The sequence below is a fragment of the Flavobacterium sp. genome (assembly GCF_020217025.1).
Lineage (GTDB): Bacteria > Bacteroidota > Bacteroidia > Flavobacteriales > Flavobacteriaceae > Flavobacterium.
In genome coordinates this window covers 1-10,000 of sequence record NZ_JAIWOF010000166.1, presented here as the reverse complement: position 1 = coordinate 10,000, position 10,000 = coordinate 1, and the positions used below count along the sequence as shown (strand labels likewise).

The following is a 10,000-nucleotide window of genomic DNA, read 5'->3' as shown; positions in this document are numbered from 1 at the left end:
AAGAAATATTAGCTGGAAAAGTGACTACTGATAGCATTATTCTATTAGATTGTTTTGACGGTCAATTAGTATTTAGAAATCAAAGTGAATTGGTAAAATAAATTCACAAAACATACCCCAATCCATGGGTTTATAATGGGTTAAGTTTGTTTTAGTTTGGGAAACACCGGTTCAATTTTGAATCGGTGTTTCTTTTTTTATCTGATAACCAATTATTTTTCTATTTTTGAAACAAATGCAACCCAATGAAAGAATTTACAACCCAAGAAAAACTAAAACATTTATTATCGTTTCCGGTTATTGTAGCGGCTTTAGGCTACTTTGTAGATATTTACGATTTACTACTTTTTGGAATTGTTCGTGTTCCCAGCTTAAAAGACATGAATTTAGATGTGGATACGGCTGGAACCATGATTCTCAATTACCAAATGGTAGGTTTGCTTTTAGGCGGAATTCTTTGGGGCGTTTTGGGCGATAAAAAAGGAAGACTTTCCGTTTTGTTTGGTTCCATTTTAGTGTATTCTTTAGCGAATATTGCTTGCGGATTTTTGCCTCATTTTCCAGTAGAAGATAAAACCATGTTATATGCTTGGTTGCGATTCATTGCAGGAATTGGTTTAGCTGGTGAATTAGGCGCTGGAATTACTTTAGTATCGGAATCGTTACCCAAACAATTGCGTGCTATTGGAACTTCAATTGTGGCAGGATTTGGTTTACTTGGAGCTGTTGTAGCGCAATTAACAGTAGAATTAGCTGGTGATTGGACAATAGCTTATTTCATTGGTGGTGGATTAGGATTAATGCTTTTAGTGTTGCGAATCAGTGTCGCAGAATCTGGAATTTATAACGACATCAAACATGATTCCGATATTAAAAAAGGGAATTTCTTTTCGTTTTTTACCAATTGGAATCGTTTCGTGAAATACATGAAATGTATTGCCATTGGCTTACCTACTTGGTTTTGCATAGGAATTTTAGCGGTGATGGCGAATCAATTTGCTGTAGTTATGGGAATTGAAAATATTCAACCTGGAAAGGCTATTATGTGGGCGTATGTTGGAATTTCTATTGGAGATTTCGCAAGTGGATTTATTTCGCATTGGCTACATTCTCGAAAAAAAGCGATTTTTTATATGATGTTATTCACCATTATAGGAGTTGTTTTAATGCTTTTTGGAGGAACAAAATCGGAAAACATGTACTACTTCTATTGTGCTTGGTTAGGATTAGGCACTGGCTATTGGGCCATGTTTGTAACGGTTGGAGCAGAACAATTTGGAACCAATATTAGAAGTACCGCAACCACCACTATTCCAAATATGGTTCGTGGATTAGTTCCTGTTATGTTATTAGCTTTTGATGCTTTAAAAGTCAATAATGGCGTTATAACGGCAGCTGCCATAGTGGGTTTGTTTGCTTTTGGGTTAGGCATTTACTCTACCCTAACTATTTCAGAAACCCATAATAAAGATTTAGATTTCATCGAATAATTTCATTAAATTTGATTCACTAACCAAAAACTAATCACCATGAACAATATTGTTTTAAAAAATGGAATATTTGGAAGCCTTATTGTTTCTGCATTATTACTATCTGTTACTTTCTACATGAAAGCAAATCCAGAAAAAGAAGTAAGTATGTTTTTTGGTTTTGCCGGAATGCTTCTTGCTTTCATCTTTGTGGTATTAGGAATTAAACAACAACGAGATGCAAATAATGGTTTCATTTCTCTTGGAAAAGCATTCTTAACAGGTTTTTGGATTACGTTAATTATTTCTACAATTTATGTAGTAGTTTGGCTAATTATCTTTTATAATTTCTTCCCAAATTTTGCAGAACATTATACGGATATGGCTATTGCAAAAGCAAGTCAAGATGAAGTAGCTAAAGTAACCGAAGATATGAATTCCTTTAAAGAAATGTATAAAAGTCCCATTATGGTTATATTATTAACTTATATGGAAATATTTCCATTAGGAATTGTATTTTCGTTAATAAGTGCTTTAATTTTAAAGAAAAGCCAAATTAACTAAATGAAAAAACTACAACTTTATTCTCTATTATTCTTTGTCGGATTATTAATCTCTGGAATTTGTCCAAAAGAATATTTTACTTGGTTTTTAGAGGTTTTACCTGCCATTATTGGATTCGCAATTTTAGCTTTTACCTTTAAGCGTTTTCAGTTTACCAATTTTACGTACTTTTTTATTCTCATTCATTGCTACATCTTATTCCTTGGCGGACACTATACTTATGCAGAAGTTCCACCTTTTGAATGGATAAAAGAAACGTTTCATCAAACTCGAAACAACTACGATAAAGTTGGGCATTTTGCTCAGGGCTTTGTTCCAGCTATGATTGTGCGAGAATTATTCATTCGTAAAAATGTTATTTCTAACAAAAGTTTCTTCAACTTCATCATTGTAGCGGTTTGTTTGGCAATAAGTGCCGCTTACGAATGGTTAGAATGGGGTGTTTCTTTGTGTACTGGGGAAGGTGGCGATGCGTTTTTGGGAACACAAGGCTACGTTTGGGACACACAATCGGATATGCTGTATGCAACCATTGGCGCTATTTGTATGTTGATTTTCTTCAGTAAAAAACAAGACAAGGCTATTCAAGAGCAATTTCAAACTCAATAAAAAAATACAAACTATAAAAATGTTACAACTCAACTTCTCTCCTTTTCCGATACTAGAATCGGAACGTTTGCGTTTTAGAAAGCTAACCAATGAAGATGCTCCAGAAGTTTTAGCACTTCGAGGCAATCCTGAAACCATGAAATTTATTCCGAGACCACTCGCTACAAATATTGAAGATGCTTTGAATCACATCAAAATCATTAACGATAAAATAGACGAAAATCTCGATATCAATTGGGCTGTAACCGAAAAAGGAAGCGATAAGTGCATTGGGATTATGGGGTTTTATCGAACACAACCTGAACATTTTAGAACCGAATTAGGTTACATGATTGTACCTGAACACAACGGAAAAGGTTATGTTACAGAAGCAGTTAAAACGCTATTAAATTATGCTTTCAATACCTTAAATTTTCATTCTATTGAAGCTGTTATTGATTCTAGACACATTGCATCAGAGCGCGTTTTACAAAAAAATGGTTTTGAAAAAGAAGCTCATTTTAAAGAGAACTTTTATTACAACAATGAATTTACAGATACCGTAATTTACGGACTTTTAAAACGAAATTTTAACAAAAAATAATCCCGATTTCTCGGGATTTTTAATTTAGTCGATATAGGTTTTATTACCGTTTTTGTTGATATAATATTTACCGCCTCTTGGACCTGTAAATACTTTTTTTCCTTTGTATTCTCCAGTAACTTTATCTTTTACTTTTTTCTCAGCTATCTTAGATGCTGTCGTTTCTTTTAAGTCTTCTTTTTCTTCAGCTTCAGTTTTCTTTACTTTTGTTTTAGCATCAGCTTTTTTTGTTTCTACTTTTGCCTTAGTTTCTGCTTTTTTAGCATCAACTTTTGCTTTCGTTTCTTCTTGCTTTGCAGTGGCTTTTGCTTTAGAAGTGGTTGCAGTAGCTTTGCCTTTTGCAGAAGCCTCATCTGCTTTCGATTTAGAATCTTTTTTTACTGAAGTCGCTTTCTTTTCTGCCTCTTTCTTTTTCTTTTCAGCTTCTTTTTTATTTTTTTCAGCTTTTTCTGTCGTAGCTTTTTTAGCTTCTTTTGTTGTTTTAGTTTCTTGTGCTAAAGAACCTAATGTAAATAATAGGGATAAACCCAAAAGAGCGATTTTTTTCATAAGAAATCAAATATTAAATTAAACAATTTTATGTATCCTATTTACTGGAATTACAACACCTTGTTTTAAAATAACTCGGCTATCTGTAACTCCCCAAATAGTAGTTTCTACCATTTTTTTTGACATGTCATCTTCAAAATAAATTTTAATCTTAACATGCTCTAGGTTACCCAAAGAAAGTGCTCTATCTAAATCATTTCTGCGTTCCGCGATATCTTCTTTATCTTCTAATACATCTTCTTTTGGAAAATTTAAAGATGTAATTATTTCTTTGTCGATTAATTCAAATATTGTATTCATAGTTCATTAGTTAGGTTAGTCAAATAAAATTATAAAAAAAAACTAAATAAAATTACTTTTTTCTCTTTTATTTCAGGGCTTAAGCATTATTTAAGCTAACTTTAAAATACATGCCAAAAAAAAGAGACTACCCTAGAGTAATCTCTTTAAGATTAAAACTAACCGATAAGCTTTTAGAACTTCATTCCAACACCAACACCAAACAACCAAGGATCAATGTCAACTGTAGCAGGAATACTCAATCCAGGAGCTAAATTTGAAGCGTCAACCGTTACGTCAGTGCTTAAAAATAAACGTTTAGCGTCTACGTTTATGAAAAATGTATCATCTAACATTAAGTCAAAACCTACTTGAGCTGCATATCCTAATGCATTATCATATTTTACATCGGCAACTGCACCTGATTTAACATTGTAAAACAAAGTATAATTTACACCAGCTCCGATATAAGGTTTGAAAACTTTTTTATCTGATGTATAAAAATGATATTGAGCCGTTAATGTTGGAGGCAATAACCAAACACTTCCTAAATCTACATTACCAGCAGCAGTATTAACAGCTTTTACATCATGTTTTGCAGTTCCTAAAATTAATTCCGCCGCAAAATGTTCTGTAAAGAAATAAGTGAAGTCTAATTCAGGAATTAAAGCATTCGAGATTGCAACATCACCCCCAATAATACCAATTTTAGCACTTTCATCTGGAGCAACTCCAACTGCTCTTAATCGAACTTGCCATCTTTTAAATTCATTTGATTTTGATTCTTCTTTTGTTTCTTTGTCTTGTGCATTTACAAAATTTACTGTCATTAATGACATTGCCATCAAAGCAAAAACTATTTTTCTCATTTTTTATTTAGTTTAAAATTATGAGTCAAAGATATTCAGATGTAAAACCCTAAAAACTGATATAAATCATAGATTAAAAAATATTAATCTGTAATTATCTTTTTTTAATACTGTAATTTTAATTTACATTTGTGGTCCTTATGCAAAAGACAGTTAACATACTTAATAAAAGAGCTAAATTCGATTACGAAATTTTAGACAGATATACCGCTGGAATCGTTTTAACCGGAACCGAAATCAAATCAATTCGTCTCGGAAAAGCTTCTATTGCTGAAAGTTTTTGCGAATTTCATGATGGCGAATTATTCGTAATTAATTCACACATTGAGGAATATTTATATGGTACGCATTACAATCACAAAGCAAAAAGTGAGCGTAAATTATTATTGAATAAACGCGAACTAAAAAAACTCGATAAAGATTCTGATAATAAAGGACTAACCATTGTTCCGCTTCGTTTGTTTACCAATGAAAAAGGGTTAGCAAAGCTAGATATTGCGCTATGTCGTGGTAAAAAGAATTACGACAAACGTGAATCGTTAAAAGAACAAGATACCAAACGCGATATCGACCGAATTAAGAAAAGTTTCTAATCATACTTTTATGAAAGAAATTTTAAAACAAGCTCGAATAGATAAAGAACTTTCAACCAGAAAGTTAGCAGAAATCGCAAAAATCGACCAAGCTTTGATTAGTAAGTTTGAAAACGGATTTCGTATTCCAACCAAAAAACAAATTCAAACGCTTGCCCAAATTTTAGAAATCGATTTGAAACCTTTATTAGTAGCTTGGTATAAAGTGAAATTAGATCATAACTTCGATTTAAATCCATTTGCCATTCAAGCCATCACCGAAATTCTTCAAGAAAAAGGAATTGAAGTCGGTAATTCTTCTAAAGAAAAAGAAATCACTTCCATCTTGGACGAGTTAGAAATTTTGAAACAAAAATTAACGAACCTTCGCTAATTAGTTTTTGTTTTCAAGTAAAGGCACAAATCTAAAATCACCAAATTCGTGTTTCTCAAATTGGGTTTCGTTTTTACGAATCAGCAAGGTCATGATTTGTTCTTTTTCTCCAACTGGAATTACTAACCTACCTCCTATTTTTAATTGTGCCATCAAAGGTTGTGGGATAAACGGAGCACCAGCTGTCACAATAATTCCGTCGAAAGGCGCATATTCTGGTAAACCTTTGTAACCATCTCCAAACGATAAATATTTTGGTCGAATATTCAATTTAGGTAACAAATTCGAAGTGATTTTAAACAATTTATTTTGTCTTTCTACCGAATATACTTTGGCTCCCATCATACACAAAACAGCGGTTTGATAACCACTTCCGGTTCCAATTTCTAAAATTTTATGGTCTTTTTCCACTTCTAATAATTGCGTTTGAAACGCCACAGTATAAGGTTGGGAAATAGTTTGACCCGCTTCAATTGGAAACGCTTTATCTTGATAAGCAAAATTTTCAAAACTAGAATCTAAAAACAAATGACGCGGAATTTTTCCAATAGCCGCTAACACGTTTTTATCGGTAATTCCTTTTTCTTCCAATTGCTTTACCAACTGATTTCTAAGTCCTTGATGTTTATTAGTATCTTTCAATTTGGGATGATTTTGTTTGGGTAAAAATAGCTTTAAAATCTCAAAAAACAAATCAGAAAATAAACTAACTTTTTTAAGAAGTTTCGGAATTTAATCTTTTGCACTTTCAACTAAAATCGTACTTTTGATAAAATTAATTTTTTATGCTAAAAGTGGGAGTTTTAGGTGCAGGTCACCTTGGAAAAATACATTTGCGATTATTAAATCAATCTGAAAAATATGAATTAGTTGGCTTTTACGACGCTTTTGAAGAAAACGCCAATAAAGTAGCAGCCGAATTTGGTTATAACAAATTCGATTCTATTGCCGAATTAATTGCTGCAGTTGATGTAGTAGATATTGTAACACCAACGATGCAACATTTTGAATGTGCCAAACAAGTTATCGAAGCTGGAAAGCACATTTTCATCGAGAAACCAATTTCAAATACTGTTGCCGAAGCCGAAGAAATTATCGCTTTAGCAAATAAATATAATGTAAAAGGGCAAGTGGGTCACGTGGAAAGATTCAATCCAGCGTTTACTGCTGTGAAAGATAAAATTAACAATCCGATGTTTATTGAAACGCATCGTTTAGCAGAATTCAATCCTCGTGGTACGGATGTTCCTGTGGTTTTGGACTTGATGATTCACGATATTGATGCGATTTTGAGTGTGGTAAAATCGAAAGTAAAATCAGTTAATGCTAGTGGTGTTGCTGTAATTTCAGATTCTCCCGACATTTCGAATGCACGTATTGAATTCGAAAACGGTTGTGTAGCTAACATTACTTCAAGTCGAATTTCCATGAAAAACATGCGTAAATCGCGTTTCTTCCAAAAAGACGCTTACATTTCGGTGGATTATTTGGATAAAGTATGCGAAGTGGTCCGCATGAAAGACGCACCCGAAGTTCCAGGCGATTTCGACATGATTTTACAAAATGCAGAAGGTGTAAAAAAACAAATCTACTTTGATAATCCACAAGTGGATGCTAATAACGCTATTTTAGACGAATTAGAAACTTTCGCAGATGCCATCAACAACAATACCACTCCAATCGTAACTTTAGAAGATGGTACCGAAGCACTTCGTGTGGCGTATCAAATTATTGAGTGCATGAACGAAAGAAAATAAAAACCAAACAAACCTAAAATAAAACAATGAACACAATCGCAGTAATCGGAGCAGGAACTATGGGTAACGGAATTGCTCATACTTTCGCGCAAAGCGGATTTACCGTAAAATTAATCGATATTTCAGAAAAATCATTAGAAAAGGGAATGGCAACTATCGCTGCAAACCTTGACAGAATGGTAGCTAAAGGAAGTATCACCGAAGAAGACAAACATAAAACTATCGGAAATATTATCACGTATACCGACGTTAAAGATGGCGTTGTAGGATGTGATTTAGTTGTGGAAGCTGCTACAGAAAACGTACAATTGAAATTCAACATCTTCAAACAATTGAGTGAAGTTTGCGATCATAACGTAATTTTAGCTACGAATACTTCTTCAATTTCTATTACTCAAATTGCGGCTAACGTAGTTCATCCAGAGCGCGTAATCGGAATGCACTTTATGAATCCGGTGCCGATTATGAAATTGGTAGAAATCATCCGTGGATATAACACTTCAGATGAAGTTACGAAAATCATCATGGATTTATCTGTGAAATTAGGAAAAACTCCAACAGAAGTTAACGATTATCCTGGTTTCGTAGCCAACCGAATTTTAATGCCAATGATTAACGAAGCTATCGAAACGTTATACAATGGTGTTGGTGGTGTTTACGAAATCGATACGGTTATGAAATTAGGAATGGCACACCCAATGGGACCATTACAATTAGCTGACTTCATCGGATTAGACGTTTGTTTGTCAATCTTAAACGTAATGTACGACGGATTCAAAAACCCAAAATATGCTCCTTGTCCGTTATTAGTAAACATGGTAATGGCTGGAAAATTAGGCGTTAAATCTGGAGAAGGTTTCTACGATTACTCAGAAAGCAAAAAAGCAGAGAAAGTTTCGAAACAATTTTCTAAATAAAGTGAAAAGTGATTAGTAATTAGTGAATAGCTAGTTACTAATCACTAATTACTAATCACTCAAAAATGGCCAAAATAAAACCTTTCAAAGCAGTACGTCCAGCGCCAGATAAAGTGGCATTGGTAACCTGTAGAACCTATGACGATTATAGTTCGGCTGAGCTTGCTGCTTGGTTGGATTTCAATCCGTATTCGTTTTTACATGTGATTCATCCTGCTTATGCCAATGCGCAAAAAGTGTCTTGGGAAAAGCGTTTTAAAGCCGTTGCCAATAAATATCAAGATTTCAAACACGATCAAATTCTTATTGAAGAAGAACATCCTGTTTTTTATCTGTACGAAATCCAGTCAAAAGGACAGACTTTTACTGGAATTATTGCGGGAACTTCGGTGAAAGATTACCAAAATAACGTCATCAAAAAGCACGAAGATACGTTGCAATATCGCGTAGAATTGTTCAAAGACTATCTGCATCAAACCAATTTCAATACCGAGCCTGTTTTGATTACCTATCCTGATAGTGTAGCAATCAATACGTTTATTGCGTTACGAAAAAAGAGCAAACCAGTTTACGAATATTCGACAACCAATAAAGAAAAACACACACTTTGGAAAATTGATACCCAAAGTGAAGTTGATTGGTTGCAAGAACATTTCGAAAATATTCCCAATTTATATATTGCGGATGGACATCATCGTTCGGCTTCGGCGGAATTGTTGTTCGAGCAAGACAAACATTTAGGAAACGAAAATCTGAATTATTTCATGAGTTTCTTAATTGCTGAAAGTAATGTGAAAATTTACGAATTCAACCGCTTGATTCGCGATTTGAATGGATTATCTAAAGATACTTTTATTAAAAAATTATCAGAACATTTCGTCATTGTGGCTAAAGACCAAGAAATTTGGAAACCCCAAAACAAGTTTGAATTTGGAATGTACTTGGACGGAAGTTTTTACGCTTTGTTCTACAAAAAAGAAAATCACCAGCAAGCTTCTATTTTAGATAATTTAGATGCTCAAATTTTATACGACAAAGTCCTTTTCCCATTATTAGGAATCGAAGATTTAAGAAACGACGAACGCATTGATTACATTCCAGGAAAGCAATCGATATCCGTTATAAAAGATTTAATTGACGAAGGCGAATTTGAAGTAGGCTTCATGCTCTACCCTTCCGATATTAACGAAATCAAAGCATTAGCCGATAACAATTTAATCATGCCTCCAAAATCAACCTATATTGAACCGAAGTTTAGAAGCGGTTTGGTTGTTTATGAGTTATAGTTTTTAGAGAAAAGAAGCAAGAGAAAAGAAAAAAGACACAACTTTGTCATTTCGACAGAGGAGAAATCACATAAAAATGAAAAAAATAATATTCTTTTTATTGTTTGTTAACTTTTGTTTTTCGCAAGAGAAAGAATTAACTATTCATAAAA

13 protein-coding genes are annotated in these 10,000 nt (G+C 33.4%); 9 read left to right on the top strand and 4 right to left on the bottom strand.

The annotated features are described in order from the left end of the window. Positions 1 to 245: 245 nt before the first annotated feature. The 4 genes from LDL23_RS08450 to LDL23_RS08435 are packed head-to-tail and all read left to right on the top strand — an operon-like array spanning position 246 to position 3,225. On the top strand, positions 246 to 1,490 hold the full coding sequence (locus LDL23_RS08450) for an MFS transporter (protein WP_291265305.1): 1,245 nt from the start codon (positions 246 to 248) through the stop codon (positions 1,488 to 1,490). 39 nt (positions 1,491 to 1,529) lie between these two features. Further along, the gene (locus LDL23_RS08445; RefSeq protein ID WP_291265304.1) at positions 1,530 to 2,033 is read left to right on the top strand and encodes a DUF4199 domain-containing protein; all 504 of its coding nucleotides are present in this window, start codon (positions 1,530 to 1,532) and stop codon (positions 2,031 to 2,033) included. Continuing rightward, the gene (locus LDL23_RS08440; RefSeq protein ID WP_291265303.1) at positions 2,034 to 2,642 is read left to right on the top strand and encodes a DUF2238 domain-containing protein; all 609 of its coding nucleotides are present in this window, start codon (positions 2,034 to 2,036) and stop codon (positions 2,640 to 2,642) included. A 19-nt stretch (positions 2,643 to 2,661) separates the two neighbouring features. Next, positions 2,662 to 3,225 carry a GNAT family N-acetyltransferase gene (locus LDL23_RS08435; protein ID WP_291265302.1) on the top strand — a complete coding sequence of 188 codons (564 nt, stop codon included), beginning with the start codon at positions 2,662 to 2,664 and terminating at the stop codon, positions 3,223 to 3,225. Positions 3,226 to 3,249: 24 nt separating this feature from the next. On the opposite strand, the gene LDL23_RS08430 is transcribed toward LDL23_RS08435, so the two are convergent. From LDL23_RS08430 to LDL23_RS08420, 3 genes are all read right to left on the bottom strand, one after another. Next, entirely contained in the window at positions 3,250 to 3,774 is a 525-nt protein-coding gene (locus tag LDL23_RS08430) for a hypothetical protein (RefSeq protein WP_291265301.1), read from the bottom strand. An 18-nt stretch (positions 3,775 to 3,792) separates the two neighbouring features. Next, entirely contained in the window at positions 3,793 to 4,074 is a 282-nt protein-coding gene (locus LDL23_RS08425; protein ID WP_291265300.1) for a hypothetical protein, read from the bottom strand. 173 nt (positions 4,075 to 4,247) lie between these two features. After that, positions 4,248 to 4,922 (bottom strand): OmpW family outer membrane protein, encoded by a 675-nt coding sequence (locus LDL23_RS08420; protein WP_291265299.1) that lies wholly within the window; start codon positions 4,920 to 4,922, stop codon positions 4,248 to 4,250. 140 nt (positions 4,923 to 5,062) lie between these two features. Between LDL23_RS08420 and smpB the strand changes: the two genes are divergently transcribed. Continuing rightward, positions 5,063 to 5,515, top strand: a complete 453-nt coding sequence (gene smpB, locus LDL23_RS08415; RefSeq protein WP_026726570.1) for an SsrA-binding protein SmpB — start codon at positions 5,063 to 5,065, stop codon at positions 5,513 to 5,515. 10 nt (positions 5,516 to 5,525) lie between these two features. Continuing rightward, complete coding sequence (locus LDL23_RS08410) at positions 5,526 to 5,888, top strand: helix-turn-helix transcriptional regulator (RefSeq protein ID WP_291265298.1); 363 nt, start codon at positions 5,526 to 5,528, stop codon at positions 5,886 to 5,888. On the opposite strand, the gene LDL23_RS08405 is transcribed toward LDL23_RS08410, so the two are convergent. Further along, positions 5,889 to 6,530, bottom strand: a complete 642-nt coding sequence (locus LDL23_RS08405; protein ID WP_291265297.1) for a protein-L-isoaspartate(D-aspartate) O-methyltransferase — start codon at positions 6,528 to 6,530, stop codon at positions 5,889 to 5,891. It lies immediately after the preceding gene. Positions 6,531 to 6,673: 143 nt separating this feature from the next. On the opposite strand from LDL23_RS08405, the gene LDL23_RS08400 reads away from it, so the two are divergent. From LDL23_RS08400 to LDL23_RS08390, 3 genes are all read left to right on the top strand, one after another. Then, positions 6,674 to 7,645 (top strand): Gfo/Idh/MocA family oxidoreductase, encoded by a 972-nt coding sequence (locus tag LDL23_RS08400; RefSeq protein ID WP_291265296.1) that lies wholly within the window; start codon positions 6,674 to 6,676, stop codon positions 7,643 to 7,645. A gap of 26 nt (positions 7,646 to 7,671) precedes the next feature. Then, a complete protein-coding gene (locus tag LDL23_RS08395) occupies positions 7,672 to 8,562 on the top strand; it encodes a 3-hydroxyacyl-CoA dehydrogenase family protein (protein ID WP_194096202.1) in 891 nt (296 codons plus the stop codon). A gap of 65 nt (positions 8,563 to 8,627) precedes the next feature. Beyond that, positions 8,628 to 9,848, top strand: coding sequence for a DUF1015 domain-containing protein (locus LDL23_RS08390; protein ID WP_291265295.1), 1,221 nt, complete (start codon positions 8,628 to 8,630; stop codon positions 9,846 to 9,848). The last annotated feature ends 152 nt before the right edge of the window (positions 9,849 to 10,000 follow it).